Annotated in this window: 22 protein-coding genes; 12 read left to right on the top strand and 10 right to left on the bottom strand. The window is 72.3% G+C overall.

What is annotated here, in order from left to right; translation table 11 throughout:
• Positions 1-64 precede the first annotated feature (64 nt).
• Positions 65-445, bottom strand: coding sequence for a response regulator (locus C4T42_RS08120; protein ID WP_020092557.1), 381 nt, complete (start codon positions 443-445; stop codon positions 65-67).
• A gap of 195 nt (positions 446-640) precedes the next feature.
• Between C4T42_RS08120 and C4T42_RS08125 the strand changes: the two genes are divergently transcribed.
• The 3 genes from C4T42_RS08125 (at position 641) to C4T42_RS08135 (ending at position 3,628) form a co-directional block, all read left to right on the top strand.
• Entirely contained in the window at positions 641-1,273 is a 633-nt protein-coding gene (locus C4T42_RS08125) for a glutathione S-transferase family protein (RefSeq protein WP_103984975.1), read from the top strand.
• Between the two features lie 117 nt (positions 1,274-1,390).
• On the top strand, positions 1,391-2,305 hold the full coding sequence (locus C4T42_RS08130; RefSeq protein ID WP_042669492.1) for an amino acid ABC transporter substrate-binding protein: 915 nt from the start codon (positions 1,391-1,393) through the stop codon (positions 2,303-2,305).
• Positions 2,306-2,386: 81 nt separating this feature from the next.
• Positions 2,387-3,628, top strand: coding sequence for an MFS transporter (locus tag C4T42_RS08135; protein WP_181049151.1), 1,242 nt, complete (start codon positions 2,387-2,389; stop codon positions 3,626-3,628).
• Between the two features lie 336 nt (positions 3,629-3,964).
• Here C4T42_RS08135 and C4T42_RS08140 read toward each other — a convergent pair whose 3' ends face one another.
• Both C4T42_RS08140 and C4T42_RS08145 read right to left on the bottom strand, forming a co-directional pair.
• Positions 3,965-5,209, bottom strand: a complete 1,245-nt coding sequence (locus tag C4T42_RS08140; protein WP_103984976.1) for an FAD-dependent oxidoreductase — start codon at positions 5,207-5,209, stop codon at positions 3,965-3,967.
• Positions 5,206-6,153: a LysR family transcriptional regulator gene (locus C4T42_RS08145; protein ID WP_026604832.1), complete on the bottom strand. Its 948-nt coding sequence runs from the start codon at positions 6,151-6,153 to the stop codon at positions 5,206-5,208. Before C4T42_RS08145 ends, C4T42_RS08140 begins: the two co-directional genes overlap by 4 nt.
• A 182-nt stretch (positions 6,154-6,335) precedes the next feature.
• Between C4T42_RS08145 and C4T42_RS08150 the strand changes: the two genes are divergently transcribed.
• Genes C4T42_RS08150 through C4T42_RS08165 form a run of 4 tightly spaced genes read left to right on the top strand, consistent with a single transcriptional unit; the run spans position 6,336 to position 9,764 of the window.
• Positions 6,336-7,391 (top strand): class 1 fructose-bisphosphatase, encoded by a 1,056-nt coding sequence (locus tag C4T42_RS08150; RefSeq protein WP_020092551.1) that lies wholly within the window; start codon positions 6,336-6,338, stop codon positions 7,389-7,391.
• Positions 7,392-7,414: 23 nt separating this feature from the next.
• Positions 7,415-8,275 (top strand): phosphoribulokinase, encoded by an 861-nt coding sequence (locus tag C4T42_RS08155; protein ID WP_012320495.1) that lies wholly within the window; start codon positions 7,415-7,417, stop codon positions 8,273-8,275.
• Between the two features lie 20 nt (positions 8,276-8,295).
• On the top strand, positions 8,296-8,982 hold the full coding sequence (gene rpe / locus C4T42_RS08160) for a ribulose-phosphate 3-epimerase (protein ID WP_020092550.1): 687 nt from the start codon (positions 8,296-8,298) through the stop codon (positions 8,980-8,982).
• On the top strand, positions 8,976-9,764 hold the full coding sequence (locus C4T42_RS08165) for an HAD-IA family hydrolase (protein ID WP_020092549.1): 789 nt from the start codon (positions 8,976-8,978) through the stop codon (positions 9,762-9,764). The genes rpe and C4T42_RS08165 overlap by 7 nt, the downstream gene beginning before the upstream one ends.
• Here the strand turns inward: C4T42_RS08165 and C4T42_RS08170 are convergent.
• Positions 9,725-10,699: an MBL fold metallo-hydrolase gene (locus C4T42_RS08170; protein ID WP_020092548.1), complete on the bottom strand. Its 975-nt coding sequence runs from the start codon at positions 10,697-10,699 to the stop codon at positions 9,725-9,727. The two genes, C4T42_RS08165 and C4T42_RS08170, sit on opposite strands and share 40 nt — an antisense overlap.
• A gap of 34 nt (positions 10,700-10,733) precedes the next feature.
• On the bottom strand, positions 10,734-11,774 hold the full coding sequence (locus tag C4T42_RS08175; RefSeq protein WP_103984977.1) for an SDR family oxidoreductase: 1,041 nt from the start codon (positions 11,772-11,774) through the stop codon (positions 10,734-10,736).
• 229 nt (positions 11,775-12,003) lie between these two features.
• On the opposite strand from C4T42_RS08175, the gene C4T42_RS08180 reads away from it, so the two are divergent.
• Positions 12,004-12,750, top strand: a complete 747-nt coding sequence (locus C4T42_RS08180) for a YebC/PmpR family DNA-binding transcriptional regulator (RefSeq protein WP_020092546.1) — start codon at positions 12,004-12,006, stop codon at positions 12,748-12,750.
• 147 nt (positions 12,751-12,897) lie between these two features.
• Here the strand turns inward: C4T42_RS08180 and C4T42_RS08185 are convergent, their stop codons facing one another.
• Positions 12,898-13,884 carry a hypothetical protein gene (locus tag C4T42_RS08185; protein ID WP_020092545.1) on the bottom strand — a complete coding sequence of 329 codons (987 nt, stop codon included), beginning with the start codon at positions 13,882-13,884 and terminating at the stop codon, positions 12,898-12,900.
• Between the two features lie 178 nt (positions 13,885-14,062).
• Here C4T42_RS08185 and ada point away from each other — a divergent pair, with 178 nt between their 5' ends.
• A complete protein-coding gene (gene ada / locus C4T42_RS08190; RefSeq protein WP_020092544.1) occupies positions 14,063-15,127 on the top strand; it encodes a bifunctional DNA-binding transcriptional regulator/O6-methylguanine-DNA methyltransferase Ada in 1,065 nt (354 codons plus the stop codon).
• Positions 15,128-15,322: 195 nt separating this feature from the next.
• Here ada and C4T42_RS31905 read toward each other — a convergent pair whose 3' ends face one another.
• A complete protein-coding gene (locus C4T42_RS31905) occupies positions 15,323-16,657 on the bottom strand; it encodes a DUF5666 domain-containing protein (RefSeq protein WP_020092543.1) in 1,335 nt (444 codons plus the stop codon).
• An 11-nt stretch (positions 16,658-16,668) separates the two neighbouring features.
• The gene (locus C4T42_RS08200) at positions 16,669-17,514 is read right to left on the bottom strand and encodes a DUF6502 family protein (RefSeq protein ID WP_020092542.1); all 846 of its coding nucleotides are present in this window, start codon (positions 17,512-17,514) and stop codon (positions 16,669-16,671) included.
• A gap of 474 nt (positions 17,515-17,988) precedes the next feature.
• Between C4T42_RS08200 and C4T42_RS32710 the strand changes: the two genes are divergently transcribed.
• From C4T42_RS32710 to C4T42_RS08215, 3 genes are all read left to right on the top strand, one after another.
• The gene (locus C4T42_RS32710; RefSeq protein ID WP_020092541.1) at positions 17,989-18,117 is read left to right on the top strand and encodes a hypothetical protein; all 129 of its coding nucleotides are present in this window, start codon (positions 17,989-17,991) and stop codon (positions 18,115-18,117) included.
• A gap of 35 nt (positions 18,118-18,152) precedes the next feature.
• Positions 18,153-18,890, top strand: a complete 738-nt coding sequence (locus tag C4T42_RS08210; protein ID WP_020092540.1) for an outer membrane beta-barrel protein — start codon at positions 18,153-18,155, stop codon at positions 18,888-18,890.
• Positions 18,891-19,075: 185 nt separating this feature from the next.
• The gene (locus C4T42_RS08215; RefSeq protein WP_020092539.1) at positions 19,076-19,447 is read left to right on the top strand and encodes a hypothetical protein; all 372 of its coding nucleotides are present in this window, start codon (positions 19,076-19,078) and stop codon (positions 19,445-19,447) included.
• A gap of 18 nt (positions 19,448-19,465) precedes the next feature.
• Here the strand turns inward: C4T42_RS08215 and grpE are convergent, their stop codons facing one another.
• Positions 19,466-20,080 carry a nucleotide exchange factor GrpE gene (gene grpE, locus C4T42_RS08220; RefSeq protein ID WP_026604829.1) on the bottom strand — a complete coding sequence of 205 codons (615 nt, stop codon included), beginning with the start codon at positions 20,078-20,080 and terminating at the stop codon, positions 19,466-19,468.
• A 103-nt stretch (positions 20,081-20,183) separates the two neighbouring features.
• Positions 20,184-22,976 carry a [protein-PII] uridylyltransferase gene (locus C4T42_RS08225; RefSeq protein ID WP_020092537.1) on the bottom strand — a complete coding sequence of 931 codons (2,793 nt, stop codon included), beginning with the start codon at positions 22,974-22,976 and terminating at the stop codon, positions 20,184-20,186.
• Positions 22,977-22,992: the final 16 nt, after the last annotated feature.

Consider the following 22,992-nt stretch of genomic DNA (forward strand, 5'->3'; position numbering starts at 1 on the left):
TCTCGGGGCCGCAGATCTTGGGGCCCCACATCTCGGGGCCGCAGGTCGCGCGTCCGCTGCCGGGTCAGCTCGCCTGCGCGGTCTCGCCCAGGGCGGCGCTGATCTGGCTGAGCAGCTTCGAGAAATCGACGGGCTTCGGGTGATAGTCGTCGCAGCCCGCCTGGATGGCCTTGTCGCGATCGCCCGACATGGCGTGGGCCGTGAGCGCGATGATCGGGATCGCCCGGGTGTCGGTGCCGGATTTCAGCGTCCGGGCGACCGACCAGCCGTCGAGGACCGGCAGGTTCATGTCGAGGAGGATCACGTCGGGCTGGCCCGAGCGCGCCTGCCGGACGCCGGCCTCGCCGTCATGCGCGAGCATCACCTCGTAGCCGCGCCGCTTGAGGCGGCGCGAGAGGAAGTCCCAGATCTCTTCGTGGTCCTCGACCAGCAGAATCTTCGCCATCAGAACTCGTAACCCCCGGCTCGCGTCGTGCCGGTCGGAGGCCCAACGCGCGGCAACGCACAATCGCCCAACGTTCCTGCCGCGATTCCGGTCCCTGGAGAAGTGGCCTCCGGTCCGCGGTTGACCCGTCGGTCCGCGGGTAAGAGCGTGGACGCCAACGAATCGACAATCCTCGAACGGGGCGGAATGGCCAGTATGCCTGACATCGAGTTCTATCATTCGCCCAATACCCGCTCGTCGGGCGTCCGCGTGCTGCTCGAGGAACTCGGGGTCCCGTACCGGCTGCACGCGCTCAACATGCGCGCCGGCGAGCACCTCCAGGACGCCTATCGCGCCGTGAACCCGATGGCGAAGGTGCCGGCGATCCGCCACGGCGACGCCCTGGTGACCGAGCAGGCGGCCGTCTACCTCTACCTGGCCGACCTGTTCCCCGAGGCGGGGCTCGCCCCGGCGCCGACCGAGCCCGACCGGGCCACCTACCTGCGCTGGATGGTGTTCTACGGCTCCTGCTTCGAGCCCGCGGTGATCGACCGGTACCTGAAGCGGGAGCCGGGCCCGCGCGCCCTGTCGGCCTACGCCGATTACGACAGCGTCATCGCCCGGGTGAAGGAGGCCCTGACGCCCGGCCCGTACCTCCTCGGCGCGCGCTTCAGCGCCGCCGACGTGCTGTGGGGCGGCGCCCTCGGCTGGACGACGGGCTTCGGCCTCGTCGCGCCCGACCCGGTGCTGGCGGCCTACGTGGAGCGCATCCGGTCCCGCCCGGCCTCGCGGAAGGTCGCGGCCGCGGACGCGCAGCTCGCCGAGGCGCACCAGGCGGCGTCGACCTGACCGCGGCCGGACTCTTGCTGGGGCTCGCGCCGGGGGCCGGCCCCGGCGCGCGGTCCGGTCTCCCGCCGCCGGTTCACCCCGCGGGCGGCCCCTCGCGCGACCGGAACCCGTCGGCCCATGCGTCTGCTCGCTCCCCTCATCGCCGCGCTCCTCCTCGGCGCCCCCGCCGGGGCCGCGCGGGCCGCCGATCTCACCGGCACGCTCAGGAAGATCCACGACAGCAACAGGCTGGTCCTCGGCGTGCGCGATACCGCGACCCCGTTCAGCTACCTGGACCAGGACCAGAAGGTCGTCGGCTTCGCGGTCGACATCTGCCTGAGGATCGCCGACGCGGTGAAGCGCGAATTGAAGATGCCGGGCCTCGAGGTCGGGATGGAGTTCGTCAACTCCTCGTCCCGCATCCCGCTGATGACCAACGGCACGATCGATCTGGAGTGCGGGACGACCACCAACAACGCCGAGCGCAAGAAGCAGGTGGACTTCACCAACACGCACTTCCTGACGGCGACCCGCTTCGTCTCCCGGAAGGACCAGCACATCGCCAGCTTGGACGACCTGCGCGGCAGGACGGTCTCGTCGGTCGCCGGCTCGACCAACATCCTGATGCTGATCAAGGCCAACAACGAGCGCAAGCTCGGCATCACGGTGATCGCCGCCAAGGACGTCCCGGAAGGCTTCCTCATGGTCGAGACCGGCCGGGCCTCGGCCTTCGTCATGGACGACGTCCAGCTCAGCGTGGTCGCGGCCCAGTCCAAGGAGCCCGCCGCCTACGTGGTCAGCGAGGAGACCCTGTCCAATCCGGAGCCCTACGGGATCATGCTGCGCAAGGACGACCCGGCCTTCAAGGCGGTGGTCGACCGGGCGACGGCCGATCTCTACCGGAGCCCCGAGATCACGGTGTTCTACGACCGCTGGTTCCTGAAGCCCGTGCCGCCGCGCGGCCTGACCTACAACGTGCCGCTGTCGTCGGCCCTGCGCTGGGCCTTCGCGCACCCGACCGACAATCCGGATCCCGCATTCTACGCGCACTGATCTGTCGCGCGGCGGGGTTCCGCTCCGGCGAGGGAGATGCGATGCCGCGGGTCTGATCCCGCCCGCGTCGCGAAGCGTGCCATGACCGACAGCACAGAGCCGGCTCTCCCGTCCAGCGCGGCCGTCGCCGCGGCGCCGGCCACGTCGATCCCGCGCCTGATCGTCGTGCTGGCCTGCGCGGGGTTCGGCAGCACCTTCGCGCTCCGCTCGGTCGAGCCCCTCGTCGGCGTGCTCGCCCGGGATCTCGCGAGCGACGCCCACACGGTGGCGCTCCTCTCCACCGCCTTCGCACTGCCCTACGCGTTCATCCAGCCGGTGCTCGGCCCGATCGGCGACGCGCTCGGCAAGGAGCGGGTGATGAGCACCTGCCTCGCGGTGCTCGCCGTCGCGCTGACCCTGTGCAGCGTCGCGCCGGATATCGGCAGCCTGTTCGGCCTCCGCATGCTCGCGGGGGCTGCCGCGGGCGGCTGCATCCCGCTCTCGCTCGCGCTCCTGGGCGACCGCGTGCCGATGGAGGGTCGCCAGGTGGCGATCGGGCGCTTCCTCGTGGCGGTGATCCTCGGCCAGCTCTCGGGCTCGACCTTCGCGGGCCTGATCGAGGCGGCGATCGGCTGGCGCGGCGTCTTCGCGGTCACCGCCGCGGTGGCGGCCCTGGCCTGCGCGGCGACCGTCTTCGGTTTCGACCGGGCCGGCCGGGCCCCGGCCCGCCGCCCCGCCTTCGGCGAGGCGGTGACGCGCTACCGCACGATCCTGGGCAATCCCCGGGCGCGGGTGCTGTTCGCGGCGGTGTTCATCGAGGCCATCGCGATCTTCGGCGTGTTCCCGCACCTCGCCCCGCTGATCGAGGCGCGGGGGGAGGGCGGCCCGCGCGAGGCCGGGCTGGTTCTGGCGGGGTTCGCGGTCGGCGGCCTGCTCTACTCGGCCCTGGTCGGGCTGCTCGTCCGGCTGCTCGGCCTGCCGCGGATGCTGATCGGCGGCGGCCTGATCTGCGGCGCGTCGCTCACCGTGGTCGGGCTGGCGGGCTCCTGGCAGGTCGACTGCGCCGCGCTCACCGCCATGGGCCTCGGCTTCTACATGCTGCACAACACCTACCAGACGCAGGTCACCGAGGTCGCGCCCAAGGCCCGCGCCTCCGCGGTGGCGCTGCACGCCTTCTCGTTCTTCTGCGGTCAGGCGCTCGGCGTCGCGGTGATCGGGCAGGCGCTGCTCCGGTTCGGCCAGCTCGGGGCGCTGCTCGGATGCGCCGTCACCATCCTGGCGCTCGGGATCGCCACCGCCATCGCCCTGCGGCAGAAGCCGGGACCAGTCCCGTTTACCGGCTGAGCGCGCCTTTTCCCGGACGCCCGCAACGCAGTGGAAGGCGATCCGGGAACCAGCACACGAAGCGCCGCGAAAGCGGCACCGCATATCGACGCTTCGCGACGTTTCGCGCTGGATCCCGGGTCGCATTCCGCTGGTGCTCCATGCGCCCGGGAAAGGGCATGGTGCTCGGACGATTCAGAGCGGCGTCCAGCCGTTCCATGGTTTTCCGAGAGCTAGTCTGAACCGCGCGAGGTCGTCCTTGCGAGCGCAGCGAAGCAATCCAGTGTCGCGCCACGCCTCCCGATGTCGCGCTGCTCTGGGTCGCTTCGCTACGCTCGCGATGACGCGGAGCAGCTCTCAGACCCGCCCCATCGCCAGCCCCTTCAGGTCGAAGTCCGGATCGGCCGCCTGGTCGGGCGTCAGCGGCGTCCCGGCCGCGAGCAGGCGCCGCGCGATCATGTGGTCGCCCGCGCGGTCGACGGATTCCACCGCGCTCAGCTGCCCCTCGCGGAAGCGGAAGACCGAGAAGGCGTCGCCGGTCCCGCGGACGACGCCGGCATCGCCGGGTCCCGACAGGCCCGCGATCTGCAGCTTGTGCGGACCCTGGTCGCTCCAGAACCACGGCAGCGCGCCGTAGGCGGCGGGCTTGCCGGTGAGGCGGGCCGCGAGGCAGCGGCCCTGGTCGATGGCGTTCTGCACGGACTCGATCCGCACCGTCCCGTCCGGCGTCAGCCCGTGGGCGAAGGGGATGGGGAAGCGGGCGCAGTCGCCGATCGCCGAGATGGCCGGGTCGAGCGTCGCCAGGAACGCGTCGACGCGCACGCCGTCCTCGGCCGGGAGGCCGGCCTCCGCGGCGAGTTCCCGGTTCGGCAGGACGCCGATCCCCACGAGGACCAGGTCGGCCGCGCGTTCGCTGCCGTCCGCCAGGGCGACGCCGGCGGCGCGGCCGTCCCGCCCGACGATCGCAGTCACGCCCGCCCCGAAGGCGAAGCGCACGCCCATCGCGGCGTGGGCGCGGCGGAAGAATTCGCCCATCTCGGACGAGACCGCCCGGGCCATGGGCCGCTCGGCCGCCTCGACCACCGTCACCGGGAGGCCGCGCGCGGCCGCGACGGCGGCGAATTCGAGCCCGATGAAGCCGGCCCCGATGATGACGACCGCCCGGGCCTCGGCGACTGCCGCCTTCAGGGCGTCGGCATCCGCGAGACCGCGCAGCTGGCGCACGCCCGCGAGTTCGGCGCCCGGGACCGGCAGGGGGCGGTTGCGCGCGCCGGTGGCGAGCACGAGGTGGTCGTAGGGGAGGTCGGTGCCGTCCGAGAGCTGCAGGCGGCGCGCGTCCCGGTCGATCGCGACGGCGCGGAGCCCCGGGCGGTGCGCGATGGCGTGCTCGGCGAAGAAGCCGGGCGGGCGCAGGAACAGGCCCTCTCGGTCGGTCTTGCCGGCGAGGTAGGCCTTCGAGAGGGGCGGCCGCTGGTAGGGCAGGGCGGTCTCGTCGCCCACCAGGGTGATCGGGTCGCGGAACCCGCCCTCCCGCAGGGACGCGGCGAGCTGGAAGCCGGCCTGCCCGGCCCCGGCCACGACGACGCCGGCAGCGGCGCTCACGCCTTGGCTCCCGCCAGCACCAGACCGCTCTGGGCGACGCCCGGCAGGCAGCGCGCGCCCTCCGACATCAGGTAGGACCAGACCGCGGAGGCGGCCGGGCCCAGCACCTTGTCGGCGCGCCGGACCGCGTACCAGTCGCGCCGGATCGGCAGGCCCCTGACGTTGAGGAGGACGAGGCGCCCGCTCTCCAGCTCGGCCGCCACGGAGTGCACCGAGAGCAGCGCGATCCCGAGCCCGGCCATCACCGCCTGCTTGATCGTCTCGTTCGACCCGGTGTCGATGTCCAGCGGCGCCCGCTTGACCAGGACGCCGCTCATGAACTCCTCGAAGACCATGCGGGTGCCCGAGCCCTCTTCGCGGAGGAAGAACGGCTGGTCCGCGAGGTCCTCGCGGTTCAGGTCGGTCCGGCCCGCCAGGGGGTGGCCGGGCGGCGCGATCAGCACGATCGGGTGCGGCCCGAAGGTGGCGGCCTCGATCGGGAAGTCCCGGGGCGGGCGGCCCATCAGGGCGAAGTCGATCTCGTAGCCGCGCAGCGCCTCCACGGTCTGGCCGCGGTTGCGCACCGACAGGCTGATCTCGACGCCGGGATGCTTCTTGACGAAGCCCGCGATCACCTGCGGGGCGAAGTACTTGGCGGTGGAGACGACGCCGAGCGCCACGCGGCCGCCCTCCGCGCCGCGCAGGGTGCGCAGGCGGTCCGTGCAGGTCTCCAGCACCGTGTTGATGCTGTCGATCGCCCAGAGCATCTCGCGGCCGGCATCCGTCGGCTTGAGGCCCCCCGGCGTCCGGTCGAACAGCAGCAGCCCGGCCTCCTCCTCCAGCTGGCGGATGCGCGCGTAGAGGGCGGCGGAGGTGACGTTCAGCTCCTGCGCAGCCCGGGTCATGGTGCCGAGGCGGGCCACGGCAGCGACCGCCTGAAGCTGCTTGAGGGAGAGGTTGCGCATGGCGGACATCTCGTTTTTTTCGTCCTATGGCACAAGATCGCACAGAAATCTTGAAGGCCCCGCCGCGGGTTCCTGTCGATCCGGAGACAGAGACCGCTATCTTGGCAGCCAAGCGGCCGCTACAGAGCCGGCGCGGAACGCGCGATCCCCGCGGACGGGATCCGAGCAGGAGGAGTAGGCCGATGGCAATTTCAGCGGCGATCGGGACGCCCCTCGAGACCTGCCTGGCGCAGGCCGTGGACGCCAATCCGGCGCTGAAGGACGCCGCCGCGGTGATCGCGGCCGTGGCGCGGTCGGCGGTGGAGATCAGCGAGCGGATCGGGCGCGGCGCGCTCAGCGGCGACCTCGCGGCGGCCGGCGATCACAACAGCGACGGCGACGTCCAGAAGGCCCTCGACGTCATCGCTCACGAGAGCGTGACCGCGGCGCTGCGGGGCGCGCCGGTCGCCGAGGTCGCCTCCGAGGAGGCCGAGGAGGTGATGCGTCTGAACCCGGACGCCCCGCTCGCCGTCGCCATCGACCCCCTCGACGGCTCCTCCAACATCGGCGTGAACATGGCCGTCGGCATGATCTTCGGCATCCGGCCGTCGATCAAGGATCCGGCGAACCCGCTGGCCTCGTTCACCACCCCCGGCTCGACGCAGATCGCCGCGGGCTTCGTCACCTACGGCCCGGCCACGGCGCTGATCCTGACGCTCGGCGACGGCACCCAGTCCTACGTGCTCGACCGCGCCGAGGGCCGGTTCAAGCTGACGAGCCCGGCGATGTCGGTGCCGGCCTCCACCAAGGAATTCGCCATCAACGCCTCCAACGCTCGGCACTGGGACGCGCCGGTGAAGGCCTATATCGAGGATTGCCAGCGCGGCACCGAGGGGCCGCGCGACAAGGACTACAACATGCGCTGGCTCGCCTCGCTGGTGGCCGACATCCAGCGCGTGCTGACCCGCGGCGGTGTGTTCCTCTACCCGGGCGACGCCCGGAAGAACTACGCCCGTGGCCGCCTGCGGCTGCTCTACGAGGTCGCGCCCGTGGCCATGCTGGTCGAGCAGGCCGGCGGCGCGGCGACCGACGGCCAGACGCGGATCCTCGACCTCGTGGCCACCGGCATCCACGAGCGGGCGCCGCTGGTCTGCGGCTCGACCGAGGAAGTGGCGTGCGTCGCCACCTACTATGCCGGAGGCAAGCCCGATGCCGGCCGCTCGCCGCTCTTCGGCCAGCGCGGCCTGATGCGGTCATAGCCGCACCGTGAAGTCGTAAAGGCATGTCGGCGCGGCACCCCATCATCTCGGTGACCGGCTCCTCCGGGGCCGGGACCACCTCGGTGCGCAACACCTTCGAGCAGATCTTCCGCCGCGAGGACGTGCGGGCGGTCTTCATCGAGGGTGACGGCTTCCACGCCTTCGACCGCGACACGATGCGGGCGATGATGGCGAACGAGCCGACGCTGTCCCACTTCGCGCCGCGGGCCAACCTCCTGCCGGAGCTGGAGGCGGTGTTCCGCAGCTACGCCGAGTCCGGCACCGGCCGGACCCGTCACTACGCCCACGACCAGCACGACGCGCAGGCCTACGGCATCCCGGAGGGCAGCTTCTCGGACTGGGAGACGTTCCCGCCCGATTCCGACCTCCTGTTCTACGAGGGCCTGCACGGCTGCGTGGCCGACCAGGACGTCGACATCGCCCGCTACGCCGACCTGAAGATCGGCGTCGTGCCGGTGATCAACCTCGAATGGATCCAGAAGCTGCACCGGGACCGCTCGTTCCGCGGCTACTCCACCGAGGCGGTGACCGACGTGATCCTGCGGCGCATGCCCGACTACGTGCAGACTATCTGCCCGCAATTCTCGTTCACCGACATCAACTTCCAGCGGGTGCCGACGGTCGACACGTCGAACCCGTTCATCGCCCGCTGGATCCCCACCGCCGACGAATCGATGGTCGTGATCCGCTTCAAGGACCCGAAGGGGATCGACTTCTCGTATCTCGTCTCCATGATTCACGACAGTTTCATGAGCCGGGCCAACTCCATCGTGATCCCCGGCGGCAAGCTCGACTTGGCGATGCAGCTGATCCTGACGCCGATGATCATGCAGCTCGTCGAGCGCCGCCGCCGGCTGGCCTGAGCCGACCCCGAAAGCCTCCCATGCTCGCACCCGTCATCGCCCCGTCGATCCTATCCGCCGACTTCTCGAAGCTGGCCGAGGAGACCCGCGCCGTGGACGCGGCCGGGGCCGACTGGATCCATCTCGACGTGATGGACGGGCATTTCGTGCCCAACATCACCTTCGGGCCGCCGGTGGTGAAAGCGCTCCGGCCGCACACGCAGAAGTACTTCGACGTGCATCTGATGATCGCGCCGGCCGATCCGTACCTCGCGGCCTTCGCGCAGGCGGGGGCCGACGGCATCACGGTCCACGCTGAGGCCGGGCCGCACATCCACCGCTCGCTCCAGACCATCCGCGACCTCGGCAAGCGCGCCGGCGTGGCGATCAACCCGGGCACGCCGGCCGCCATGGTCGAGCCGGTGCTCGACCTCGTGGATCTCGTGCTGGTGATGACCGTCAATCCCGGCTTCGGCGGCCAGAGCTTCATCAAGGGCGCCATGGAATCGGTGGCGCGGGTGCGCGCCATGGTGGCGGGCCGGGACATCCGCATCCAGGTCGACGGCGGGATCGACCCCGAGACGGTCAAGGTCGCGAGCCGCGCCGGCGCCGACACGTTCGTGGCCGGCAACGCGGTGTTCAGCGGCGGCCCGGACGCCTACGCCGAGCGCATCGCGGCGATCCGCGAGGGCGCGGAGGGCGCCTCCGGTCGCGACCTGTCGTGCTGAAGGCGCTGATCTTCGACGTCGACGGGACCCTCGCCGAGACCGAGGACCTGCACCGGCAGGCGTTCAACCGCGCCTTCGCGGAGCTCGGCCTGCCCTGGCGGTGGGACGAGGCGCTCTACGCCGACCTGCTGGCCGTCATGGGCGGCAAGGAGCGGCTCGCCCACTACATCGACACCGAGCACCCGGCGGAAGCCGCCGCGCTCCACGCCCGCGCGCCGGAGATCCACGCCATCAAGACGCGCGCCTACGGCGACCTCGTCGCGCGGAACGGCCTGCCGCTGCGCCCCGGGATCGCCCGGCTGATCGCCGAGGCCCGGGCCGCGGGAGTCCGGCTCGCGGTGGCCACCACGACGAGCCGCCCGAACGTCGACCGGCTCCTCGCCGCCAATTTCCCGCCGGACGCAGCGCCCTTCGACGTGATCGCGGCCGGCGACGAGGCGAGCCGCAAGAAGCCCGCCCCCGACGTGTTCCTGCTGGCGCTCGCCGGCCTGGAGATCCCGGCCTCCGAGGCGGTGGCCTTCGAGGATTCGGCCGCCGGCATCAGCTCGGCCCGAGCCGCCGGGCTGCCGGTCCTGGCAACCCGGAGCCGCTACACCGAGAGCCACCGGCTCGACGGCGCCTTCTCGGCCGTCTCGGATCTCGGCGAGCCGGACCGGCCGCACCGGCACCTCGCGGGCGTCGAATGGCCGGGCGGGGTCGTGGATCTGGCCTCCCTGATCCGGTGGCACGAATCCCGGGGCGGTCAGAGCACGCCGGTCCAGGCGATGGGCACGAGCCGGTAGCCCCGTCCGTCCCGTTCCACGTGGCCGAGCGACGGGAAGGGGAAGTGGTAGCCGACCACGAGGGCCCTCTCGGACGCGGCCGTGTCGTAGAAGCGGTGGCGCGTCGCCTGCGCCTGATCGGCGTCGTGATCGTACATCACGTGCCAGTCCGGGTGCTGCAGGAAGAGGGCCGGGATGTTGGTCACGTCGGACTGGATCAGCAGACGGTCCGCACCCGAGGCGACCGCGAAGGCCGTGTGGCCCGGCGTGTGGCCGGGGGCGGCGAGGGCGGTGATCCCGGGCACGATCTCCTCGTCCCACGCGAAGGTGCCGATCCGGTCCTTCAGGTCGCCGAGCACCCGGCGGGTGTTGGCGAAGTAGCCCTGCGTCACCGGGTCGGCGGCGCGGGCCATGTTGGCGTCGCTCATCCAGAACGCCCAGTCGGGTGCGGCGGCCCGGATCTCGGCGTTCGCGAAGGCGAGGGACCCGTCCGCCCGCTTGAGGCCGTTCGTGTGGTCGGGATGGAGGTGCGAGAGCAGGACGAGGTCGATGTCCTCGGGCCTGATCCCGGCCGCCGCGAGGTTCGCCGCGAGGCGGCCGACGGGCGCGCCCGGCACCGGGCCGTTGCCGGTATCGATCAGGACGAGCTGCGCGCCCGTGTTGATCAGCGTCGGGTTGAACGGCACCGTCACCTGGCCGGGGGGCATGTAGGCCGCCCGCGCGGCGCCGAGCGCCTCGTCCCGGGGAACGTTGCGCACGAAGCGGTCCGGCATCGGGAAGCTGCGCGCCCCGTCGTTGAGGATCGTGACCTCGCAGCTGCCGACACGCGTCCGGTAGAAGCCCGGCGCCTGCGCTCCGCCGAAGGGTGCGGTGGCGCGGGCGCGGCCGCCGAGACCCAGGACGGCCCCTCCGGCGAGCGCGGCCCGCACCAGATCGCGACGGTTCGTGCCCGGCATCGGATCCTCCTTGAAACCCGCGTTGGCCCGTGTCCTAGCGTCTGCCCGGCCGGCGATCGGCGCGGGCGTCCGCCCGCCCGTGCGCCTCGGTGGCGAACAGCATCGTCCCGGCCACGAGGCCGAGCGCGGCCGCGATCCCGAACTTGAGCCAGCGCGGGTCGGCCGCGGCGACGTCGCTGGTCGCGCGGGAGTCGAAGCGGCCGTGGGCGCCGGGATCGGTGTCCACCGGGTCGTAGAGGTTGTCGGGTCGGTTCTTCTGCGCCTGCACGCCGGTCATCTCCCCGCGATAGCCGTGCCGGGCGAGGTAGCCGTCGATCCAGCCCGGGATCAGCATGTTTCCGATGATCGCCTTCCAGGCCGAGGCCCCGATCCACACTTCCCGGGGCGCGTCGTGCGCCGCCCGGAAGACGTGCCGGGCGATGGCCCCCGGCTGGTAGATCGGCGGCACCGGCTCGAGCTTGCGTGGCAGCCGCGAGCGCGCCCAGTCGAATTGCGGCGTGTTCACGGCCGGAAGCTGTACCATCGTCAGGCGGACTCGGCTGCGGTCGTGGAGCAGCTCGCTGCGCAGGGAATCGACGAAGCCCCGCACGGCGGCCTTGGCGGCGCAGTAGCTTGCCTGGAGCGGGATCGACCGGTAGGCGAGCGCCGAGCCGACATGCACGATCGTGCCCCGGTCGCGCGGGACCATGTGGCGGAGGGCCGCCAGCGTGCCGTGCACCTGCCCCAGATAGGTCACCGCGGTGGCGCGGTGGAACTCGTCCGGGCTCGTCTCTTGAACGGGCGCGTAGACCGTCACCATCGCGTTGTTGACCCAGACGTCGATGCCGCCGAACGCCTCGGCCAGCGCGTCGGCGGCCTGGGCGACGGCCTCCGCGTCGGCGACGTCGGCCGCAAAGGCCAGGGCCCGGCCGCCGGCCCGCTCGACATCGCGGATCGTGCCCCTCAGCCCCGCCGGGCCGCGCGCGATCAGCCCCACGTTCCAGCCGTGCCGGGCGAATTCGTGGGCGACAGCCCGGCCGACGCCGGCGCTCGCGCCCGTGACCATGACCGTGCTGCGTCCGTTCCGGCTCGACATCGGGTTCCCAGCTGCGCGTGAAGTCCAGCGCCAACGCCCGAGACGGCGACTTTTTCCGCGGTCACGGGATTGCGAAGCCCGCGGGGCCGTATCGGCCCGTGTCGCGCCGACCGGCAGCGGCCGCGTTGCTTCGTCCGAAGGCGGCGGCCTATATACGGCGCGACCTCACAGCCGCGACGGCGGGGTTCCGCACGCCCGCCCGCGCCAACGAACAAAAGTCCGAACCGTCATGGCAGGCCATTCGCAGTTCAAGAACATCATGCACCGGAAGGGCCGGGTGGACGCGGTCCGCTCGAAGGTGTTCGGCAAGCTCGCCCGCGAGATCACGGTGGCGGCCAAGCTCGGCACGCCCGACCCGGCGATGAACCCGCGCCTGCGCGCCGCGATCCTGGCGGCCCGCGCCGAGAACATGCCCAAGGACAATATCGAGCGCGCCATCAAGAAGGCCGCCGGCGCCGACGGCGAGAACTACGAGGACATCCGCTACGAGGGCTACGGGCCCGGCGGCGCCGCGCTGATCGTCGAGGCACAGACCGACAACCGCAACCGCACCGCCTCGGACGTGCGCTCGGCCTTCACCAAGTCCGGCGGCAGCCTCGCCGAGACCGGGGCCGTCGCCTTCATGTTCGACCGCGTTGGCGTGATCGTCTACCCGGCCTCCGTGGCCGACGCCGACACGATGCTGGAGGCGGCGATCGAGGCCGGCGCCGACGACGTCAGCTCCGGCGAGGACGGACACGAGGTCATCTGCGCCCAGGATTCCTACGGCGAGGTCACCAAGGCCCTCGAGGCGCGCTTCGGCGAGCCCGCGCGCACGGGCCTGATCTGGAAGGCGCAGAACACCATCAACGTCGACGACGAGACCGGCGAGAAGCTCATCCGCCTCGTCGAGGTGATCGAGGACCAGGACGACGTCCAGAACGTCTACGTGAACTTCGCCCTGTCGGACGCGCTGGTGGCCAAGCTGCAGGCGTGAGGGGCACGGCCGGCGAGCCGGGAACGGACAGTCCCGGTCGCAGCCATGCCGGGCGCCCGCTCGCGCTCCGGATCCCGCTCGGCAATCCCGGACTGGCGAAGTCGGGGGTGGCGACGTGTTCGCCCTCCCGAGTTCCGGGCTCGCCCGTCAGGCGCCCGCGGCCGCGAGTTCGGCCCCGAAGCGGTCCTGCGCGTAGCGCTCCACCGAGAAGGTGTCGTCGGGCAGCTGCACCATGAAGCGCTCGGCCACCTCGGTCAGCACGATGTCGGGCCGGACGCGCTCGATATACGGCCAGTCCAGCGAGGTGCTCCAGACGAAGTGCACCTCGCGGAACGTCTCGGCCAGCATGATCGTCAGCATGTACGGCATGACGTGCGAGAAGGAATCGCCGAACAAGACCAGCCGGCGCGGGTCGGTGGCCTTGGCGTTCCCGTAGATCACGTGCGCACCGACATGCAGCGTGTGCAGCAGGCCGGCCTTCTCCCGGGCCTCGACGATCGGGCTGCCGTAGGTCCGGACCGCGTTCTGCTGCATCAGGACGGTGCGCGAGCGCGCCTGCCGGGGTGGATCGAAGGCGCTCCCCAGATCGCCGTCGTGGTCGGTCTCGAAGGACGGCCGCTCTCGCAGGTCCTGCCGCGGCTCGGCGCCCAGCGCCCGGCAGATCTCCGCGTAGGCGAGATAGCAGCCGTCGGCGGACCAGTGGGTGTCGGTCCGGCAGTAGAGGTCGGCCGCGTCGCGCTGCGCCCGCATCGGCGTCACCAGATCGATGCAGGTCTGCCGCCAGCGCTTCCGCCGGCGCCAGGCCGCGTACAGCCCGACCGGACCCGGGAAGCGGCCCGCCGGGGGCTCGCTGTGGAGGAGGCGGTAGGCCGGCGACGCGCTCGGCCGGATGGTGAGCCCGTCGAGCCGGTGATCGTAGATCATCAGCTTCTCCGGGGCGACGACGTGGCGGTACAGGATCCCCTGGGCGCGCAGGCGCCGCTCCCGCGTCGTCACGAGGCTGCGCCACTGCCAGATCAGCTCGGTCGTCTCCTCCGGCCGCTCGTACTGGCCGAGCACGTCGTTCGTGCCCGTCTTCAGGAACAGCCAGCCGTCCTGGCCGACATGGATGTGATCGGGCGTGCTCGAAGCCATGGCGCACTCGTGAGGCGGGTCGCCCGTTCCGGCGGCCGCCGATGTCGAATTCGGCCGCAAGGCGCGGGATGCCGGTGCGGCGGCGGACCGGCAGAGTGCCGCACGCGTCATCCACCACCCGGCAGGCCCCGTCATGCCCCTCCTCAAGGCCCGCGCCAAGCCGCATAGTACGGCTGCCATGAGCCCCGTTCCCGCGACAGACCCTGGCGATGCCGAGCGCTGGGCCGCCCTCGCCGCCCGCGACCCGCGGGCCGACGGCACCTTCGTGTACGCGGTCCGCACCACGGGCGTGTACTGCCGCCCGAGCTGCGCCGCGCGCGCGGCGCGGCCCGAGAATGTCAGCTTCCACCGGACCTGCGCTGAGGCCGAGGCTGCCGGCTTCCGGCCGTGCCGCCGCTGCCGCCCGGACGAGCCCGCCCTCGCCGAGCGCCGGGCCGAGGCGGTCGCCCGCGCCTGCCGCCTGATCGAGACGGCGGAGACGGTTCCGTCCCTCGCCGCGCTCGCCAGCGCCGCCGGCCTGAGCGCCTACCACTTCCACCGGGTGTTCAAGGACGCCACCGGCGTGACCCCCAGAGCCTACGCGGCCGCCCACCGCGCCGCCGCCGTGGCGCGGCGGCTGCCCGGGGCCGCCTCGGTGACGGAGGCGCTGTACGAGGCCGGCTACGCCGCCGCGAGCCGGTTCTACGCGGCGGGCGCGCCGCGCCTCGGCATGGCGCCCGCCGCCTACCGGACGGGCGGCGCGGGCCTGCGCATCCGGTTCGGCATCGGCGCCTGCAGCCTCGGCGCGATCCTCGTCGCCGCCACCGAGGCGGGCGTCTGCGCGATCCTCCTCGGGGACGCGCCCGAGCCGCTCCTGCACGATCTCCAGGACCGCTTCCCCGCCGCGGAGATCGAGGGCGGCGACCCGGCCTTCGAGGGCTGGATGGCGCGGGTCATCGGGCTCGTGGAGGCGCCGGGCAGCGGCCTCGACCTGCCCCTCGACATCCGCGGGACGGCGTTCCAGCAGCGGGTCTGGACGGCGCTGCGCAAGATCCCGGTGGGATCCACCGCGACCTACGCGGAGATCGCCCGGGCGATCGGCCTGCCGACGGCGACGCGCGCGGTCGCGCAGGCCTGCGGGGCGAACCCGGTCGCGGTGGCCATCCCCTGCCACCGCGTCGTGCGCTCGGACGGTGCCCTGTCGGGCTATCGCTGGGGCGTCGCGCGCAAGCGCGCGCTGCTCGACCGGGAGGCGGAGGCCTGAAGTCCCTCCGTCCCGCGCGCGTCCGCGCTCCGCGCGGTCTGTTCTAGAGCCGCCTCCGATTGCGTTGCGACGGTGCGGGACGAAGGCCGATCCGGTCGAGACAGCCGCCCCACACCCCTCTCCCGCAGGGGAGAGAGGACCCACGCCTCGCTCGGCACGGGCCCGGCTACATTGTCGTCCCGACCGGGCGCGGCTCTAGCGCCGGCCGCCGCCCGGACCGCCAGGCCCGCCGAAACCACCGCCGCCGAAACCACCGCCGCCGAAGCCGCCCCCGCCCGGGCCCGGGCCGGGGCCCCCGGGCGAGCCGCCGAAGCCCCCGGGGCCGCCCGGGAACGCCCCGGGGCCTGCCGGCGGCGTGCCGCCGAAGCCGCCGCGCGGCGCTCCGAATCCGCCGGTACCCTCCGATCCGGGGACGACCGCGCCCCCCGGCCGGGTGTCGATCGCGGGGCCGCGCGGTTCGCCGATGCCGCCCAGGCCGCCCTGGCGGCCTCCGGGCTCGGCGCCGAAGCGGCCGGGCGCCTCGTCGGGGAGGTTGCGGAGGTCGAGCCGGTCGCGCTCCCGCTCGAACCGGGGGGCGTCCGGCCGCTGCGGCTCGGGCGCGATGCGGTCCTCGATCCGCAGCCGCTCCACCGTCAGGTCCCCGTCCCGCGCGATCGCCGCGGTCAGCACCGCCCGCACGCTCCCGGTGCGCGGAACCTGCGCGCCGGGGCGGCCCGCGACGGCGTAGCCCGCGCCGACGTCGAGCCTGCCGCTATCCCGGCCGATATAGGCCTCGATCGAGACCTGTTTCAGACCCGGCGGGAAGGGCAGACCGACCTGCGCGGCGTTGGTCACGGTGAGCACGCCGTTCGCCGCACGGCCCGTCACCAGGGCGCGCCGGCCCGGCGGCAGGGCGTCGGCGCCCGCGAGGCGGAGGCCGCCGATCCCGAGGCCGCCCGCGACCCGCCGCACCGGGCCGGCGACGCGGTCGGGCCCGGTGTCCCGCGGCTCGATCAGGCTCGCCACGATCACGCCGTCGGGCCGGCGCAGCCCGCTCACCGCGACTCGCGCGCCCGGCTGCCACGCGCCGCCGAGACCCGTGGTCGAGACCCGCTGGCCGAGCACTACGAGCCGCCCAGGCGCGACCGATTCCACCGTCCCGACCACTTCGCTCGTGACGTCGATCCGTCCCGTGGCGAGTCCGCCGCCCTCGGGCCGCGCCACCACGTGGACGACCTGACCGATCTTCAGGTGGGCGGCCTTCGCGGCCGTGCCGTCGATATGCACCTCCACCTCGGGCGGATAGGCGATGCGCAGGTCGTTGACGACGATCGAGCCGAAGCGTCGGATCGTGCCGATCACGCCGGTGCCGCCGATGCCGCGGTCGCCCTCGCCGAGGGGCCCGCTCTTCGGCGCGTCGGTCCGCATCATGCCGGTCCCGCCGATGCCCTGATCGCGCGGGGATTCCTGCGACCGGACGGTGCCGGGCAGAACGGTCGCGGCGCCCGCGAGCAGGCGCAGGACGAACCGGCGGTTGAGCGTGGCGCGCACCGGCCGGCCTCTCACCGCTCGTCCGCTCGCCGCGCCGGCGGCGCCGCTTCGGTGTAGACGTACAGGCCGAAGTTCCAGCGATGCGTGCCGCCGGGATCGGTCTGGCAGGCCGCGTGCGCTTCCCGGTTGGCCTGCTGCAGCGCCTCCATGGCGATCTCGCGGGCGCGCGCCTCGAGCCGGGTCGCGAGGTCCTCGGACAGCCCGTCGTAGTGGACCGCCCGCTCGAGGAAGCGCGGCGCGTCTCCGAAGATGTTGGCGACGGCGGCGGCGATATGGTCGTGCAGGTTGCGGCCGAAATAGTAGAGCTGGGGCCCCTCGGCGCCGTCGCCCCTCGGTACGTAGGCGGCCTCGGCCAGCACGATCCGGTCCTGCGGATCCGTGAAGGCCAGCCCGCGATCGAGCCACTCGTCGAGGACGGCGCGCGGCCGCAGGTCCCGCGTCACGCCCGCGACCAGCGACTCGAACGAGGGTGCGCCGCCCTCGGCCGTGCGCGGAAGTTTCAGGGGCTGGCCCTGCGCGTCGGTGAAGGCCGGGTCGGCGATCCAGCGGGCGATGATCCGGCTGGTGCGGGAGACGACCGCCGGGACGGCGCTGACCGGAGCACCGGCGCCTCGCAGGCGCCGGACCTCCTTGCGGTGGATGCCGGTGAGCAGGGAGACGCGGCTGTCGGTCTGCTCCTTTCCGGTGAGGGCGAAGTCGTACTCGGCGACGTTCACGTACAGCTCGCGCAGCAGGTCGGTGAGTGCTGGGAAGGTGATGCCGCGGGCGACGAGCAGGCGCACGAGGGGGCGCAGCAGCCGCGCCAGCGGCGCGTGCAGGCTGGCGCCCTCCCGCGGTGTATCGGCAGTATCAGACATGGCCGCATCGTGACGGCTCACGCTGTGGGACACAATCCCACCGCGTGCGAAGGCGCACGCTGGTCCCTCGATTTCGCGTTGACGTGGGATTTTTGCACACGTAAAACCATTTCGTGGTCAAATTTCCCACGAAATGCGGGGCCGGCCGATGACGATTGATACGCGAACGCTCGTGGCGATGCCCCTGCCGCCGCTCACGCTTCCCACCGCCCAGGCGCGACGGGCAAGCCTGGGTGATCCCCTTCCGCGGCTCCGACGCCTCGTCTGCGTCGTCGCCGCGCTCACACTGCCCGTCCTCGGGGTCGCCGTCGCGGAAACGGTCCACCGCGCCGGTTCACCGAGGGCGCCGCAGGCCGCCGCTCCCGCCACCCCCTCAGGCGGGGCGGCGGCACCCTCGGGCGCCGTCGGGCCCCGACGCGCCGCGAGAACCGTGAGGGTCGCGGCACGCACGGAAGAGAACCGCGAGGTCCGCTCTTGATCGCCCTGTCCGGTATCGACCGCGCACGAACCGCGCCGACCTGCGGTGGAGCGGCCATTCTCGATCTCGCCCTCTGCCTGATCCTGTCCGTGACCGTCGTCGGGCTGCTCCTCCTGGCCCTCTGATCCCGCGGCTCCGCCGCGCGCCGAACGAGATTTCCATGAACGCACGAACCTCCGCAGCCCTCGCGGGCGCCGCATGCGGCTGCCTGGCCCTCGCCGCCCAGGCGGCCGACCTGCCCCGCCGCGCGCCGCCGCCGCCACTGCCGTCGCTCCCGGTCTTCACCTGGACGGGCATCTATGCCGGCGTGAATGCGGGATACGCATTCCCGACCGGGAGCGGCGGCTTCACCGACCCGACCTACGGCACCGTCACGGGCGGCGGGCGGTCAGGCGGCTTCGCCGGCGGCGGCCAGATAGGCTACAATTACCAATTCACGCCGGGCTCCGGCGCCGTCGTCGGCGTCGAGGCCGACATCCAGGGCGCGGCCTTCGCCAAGGCGGACGCCGCCTATCTCGGCACCACGCCGTATTACAGTGTCCGACCGAGCCTCGACTATTTCGGCACGGTCCGCGCCCGGCTCGGCTACGCGTTCGACCGGGTCCTCGTCTACGGGACCGGCGGTTTCGCTTACGGCGGCGGGGCGCGCGCGACCGACGCGGGCGCCTACCCCTACACCCTGCCGTCGACCGACCGGACCGGATACGCGGCCGGCGGCGGCATCGAGTACGCCTTCACCGAGAAGCTCTCCGCCAAGGTGGAGGCGCTCTACCTCCATCTCGGCCGCGGAACGAACGCCGCCACGTACTACAACGCCAGTGTTCCGGCGTTTTATGGTGCCGGCAAACAGGACTCCGGGTTTGCGGTGGTTCGGGCCGGTGTGAATTACCGATTCTGAGCAATATTCGTTGGGCGATAGCTTGACGGAGCGGTCAAGCTGGGTCGCAATGCCCTGCATTCGGCTTCGCGAATCTGTCGGCCGCGCGAGCCTGTCCATGGCCGAGGGATGTCGGTGAGGCCGGATACCGCGCGGGTGCAGCCCCGCGGGACCGCGGATTCTCTCCGACAGGATCGGCCGTGAGCATGCCCAGCTCGACCTCCCTCACGACAATGCTGCTCGCCGTCGCGCTCGCGGCCTGCACCGTCCCGGCGCGGGCGCAGGAGATCGTGCCACCCGGGCCCGACGGGCGCGGCGCCATCCTGATCTACGGGAATTTCTGCGGCCCCGGCAGCCGCGGGCCCGGCTACCCGCCGATCGACGCGCTGGATCTCGCCTGCGCGCACCACGACGCGTGCTCGCCTGAGCCGGCCGCGGGAACGCTGCCGACCTGCGCCTGCAACGGCCGCCTCCGCGTCGAGGCGGGGCTCGTCGCCCGCGATCCGGCGGCGCCGGCCCGGACCCGCCAGACCGCGCAGTTCATCTCGGATTTCGCCGCGGCGCTGCCCTGCCAGTAGGGCGCACCACGGGGCCGCTCAGGCGGCGTCGGCCGGGTTGGCGGCTGCCTTCGGGCCGCCCTTGGCGACGCCCACCAGGGCCGGGCGCAGCACGCGCTCGCCGATGACGTAGCCCGCCTGCACGACCTGCACGACGGTGCCGGCCGGAACCTCCGCGTTCGGCACCTCGAACATCGCCTGATGGCGGTTCGGGTCGAACTTCTGGCCCTGCGGCTCGACGATCTTCACGCCGTGGCGCTCGAGGGTCTTGCCGAGGTCGCGCTCGGTGAGCTCGATCCCGTCGATCAGCCCCTTCAGGGCGCCGTCGGCCGTGGCCTTCGCGTCGGCCGGAACGCTGTCGAGGGCGCGGCGGATGTTGTCGGCGACGTTGAGCACGTCCCGGGCGAAGTTGGTCACCGCGTAGGCGCGCGCGTCGGCGACCTCGCGCTCCGTCCGGCGGCGCAGGTTCTCCATCTCGGCGAGGGTGCGCAGCGTCCGGTCCTTGAGCTCGTCGCGCTCGGCGGTCAGCAAGGCCAGGGCCTCCGCGACCGGATCGACGGTGGCCGACTCGCTGCCCTGACCCGCGGGCGCGGGATCCTGGGCCGCGCCGGCACCGGCTTCGACCGTGGTCTGGCGCTGGTCATCCTGAGGCATGTCGTTGCTCGTCATCACGTTTCAGTCGTGGGCGGGAATCGGTGAGGGATGGTGGAATCGGCGCTGATATCTGGCCACGGGGCCGCGAAATCAACCCGTACGCTCACGCCTCGCGCGGCGGCGGCGCCGCCACCAGCGCCTCCAGACCCTCGGCCTTCAGCGTCGCGACGTCGTGGGCGAACACGTCCATCACGGCGGCCCGGATCGCGGCCTGCCGGTCGGGCTGCGTCACCCGCGTGCCGGTGAGGTCGGTGACGTAGAAGACGTCCACGGCGCGCTCGCCGAACGTCGCCACATGCGCCGACGTGATGTTGAGCGACAGCCGGCTGAAGGCCGTGGTGAGCTCGTAGAGCAGGCCCGGCCGGTCGAGGCCGGTGATCTCCACCACGGTCTCCCGGCTCGACAGGGCGTTGTCGATGATGACGTCCGGCGGCACCGGGAAGGTCTTGGCGCGGGTGCTGGTCGGCGGGTGCTTGTCGGCCACGAGGTCGGCGATCTTGATCTCGCCCTTCAGCGCCCGCTCGATCGCCGCGGTGATGCGCTTGGTCCGACGCAGCTCGTCGTCGTCCCGCTCGAAGGCGCGCGAGATGAAGATCGTGTCGAGGGCGAACCCGTCCGTGGTGGTGAAGATCTGCGCGTCGACGATGTTGCTGCCGGCCGCGGCGCAGGCGCCGGTGACGATGGCGAGCAGGCGGGGATGGTCCGGCGAGTAGACCGTGATCTCGGTCACGCCCCGGACGGGATCGAGGGCGACGTCGGTCGCGCTGGTCCGCCCGTCGCGCACGACGTCGCGCAGGAAGATCGCGTTCTTGAGCTGGCGCGTGCCGTCGACCTTGAGCCAGTAGGCCTGGCTGTGGCGGGCCGCGTAGGCGTCGAACTCCTCCGAGCCCCAGCCGGGCAGCTGTTCCCGCAGGCCCATCTGCACGAGGCGCACCCGGTCGGTGCGGGCGATCTCGGAATGGCCGCCCGAGAGGTAGACCTCGGTCTCGTCGTACAGGGTGCGGACCAAGGTGCCCTTCCAGGCGGTCCAGACGCCGGGGCCGACGGCGGTGATGTCGGCCACCGTCAGGATGGTCAGGAGCTTCAGCCGCTCCAGGCTCTGCACGCTCGCGGCGAAGCGCTCGATCGTCTTGGCATCCGAGAGGTCGCGGCTCTGCGCGGTCATCGACATCAGCAGGTGGTGCTCCACGAGCCAGCGCACCGTCTCGGTCTCGGCCTGGTTCAGGCCGAAGCGCGGGCAGAGCTTCTCGGCGATGGCGGCGCCGGCGATCGAGTGGTCCTCCGGGCGGCCCTTGGCGATGTCGTGCAGCAGGATCGCCACGTAGAGCGCGGTGCGGTTGTGGATCGAGTGCACGAGGCGCGAGACCAGCGGGTAGGTCTCCTGGGCCCGGCCCGATTCGATGTCCGCCAGCACGCCGACCGTGCGCAGCAGGTGCTCGTCCACCGTGAAGTGGTGGTACATGTTGAACTGCATCATCGCGACGATGCGGCCGAAATCCGGGATGAAGCGGCCGAGCACGCCCGCCTCGTTCATCTCGCGCAGCGCCTCCTCCGGCGCGTTCCGCGAGGTCAGGATCTCGACGAACAGTCGGTTCGCCTCGGGGTCCACGCGCAGCGACGGGTTGACGAGGCGCAGGGACCGGTTGGCCAGCCGCTTGGCGTCCGGATGGATCGCGAGGTTGTGCCGGTCGGCGAGCCAGAACAGCCGGATGAGGTTGACCGGGTCGCGCTCGAAGGCGTCCTCCGCGCGCAGGTTCACCCGGCCGTGGTCGATCCAGAAATCCTCCGCCTCCATGGCGGTCGCCCGGAACCGGTCGCGGAACCGGCCGATCCAGCGGTCGAGAACCGGCGTGCGCTTGGCGTGGCGCGCCTCCAGCTCGGCGCAGACGATGGCGGTGAGATCGCCCACATCCTTGGCGATGCGGAAATAGGCCTTCATGAAGCGCTCGACGCCGGAGAGGCCGCCCCGGGCCTCGTAGCCGAAGCGCTCGGCGATCCGCGGCTGCAGACCGAAGGACAGGCGCTCCTCGGCGCGCTTCGTGGCGAAGTGCATGTGGCAGCGCACCCGCCACAGGAACTCCTCGCAGCGCTCGAACAGCGCGTACTCTTCCGGGGTGAACAGGCCGGCGCTGACGAGCTCGATCTGGTCGCGGACCCGGTAGGTGTACTTGGCGATCCAGAACAGCGTGTTGAGGTCGCGCAGGCCGCCCTTGCCGTCCTTGACGTTGGGCTCGACGAGGTAGCGCGAGGTGCCGGCCTTGGAGACGCGCAGGTCGCGCTCGCGCAGCTTCGCCTCGACGAACTCGGCGGCGGATCCGACCACCAGCTCGGCGTCGAAGCGCGTCACGAGCTCCTCGTAGAGCACCCGGGTGCCGAACAGGTACCGCGCCTCCAGCAGGGCCGTCCGGATCGTCATGTCGGCCCGCGCCTCGCGCAGGCACTCCTCGACCGAGCGGGTGGCGTGGCCGACCTTCAGTTTCAGGTCCCACAGGACGTAGAGCATCCCCTCGACGACGCTCTCGGACCACGCGGTCTGCTTGTAGGGCAGCAGGAACAGCAGATCGATGTCCGATCCCGGCGCCATCGTGCCCCGGCCGTAGCCGCCGGTGGCGACCACCGCGAGCTGCTCGCCGGTCGACGGGTTGTCGTTGGGATAGAGCCGCCAGACCACGGCGTCGTGGATCGCCCGGACCACCGCGTCGGTAAGATTCGACAGGGTCTGCGCGCACAGCAGCCCGTTGCGGTCCTCGAGGAGCTGCGCCTCGGCGGCCCGGTGGCCCTCCTCGATCACCCGGCGCAGCTGCGGCACCAGCGCGGCCCGGAGCTTCGTGGGCTCGCGGGCCTCGCGGTCGAGGTTCTCGAGAACCGTATCGAGGGCGGCGACGGGATCGAACATGGTTCCCGTTAGCATG

The sequence above is a fragment of the Methylobacterium sp. 190mf genome, from assembly GCF_900107945.1.
Taxonomy (GTDB): domain Bacteria; phylum Pseudomonadota; class Alphaproteobacteria; order Rhizobiales; family Beijerinckiaceae; genus Methylobacterium.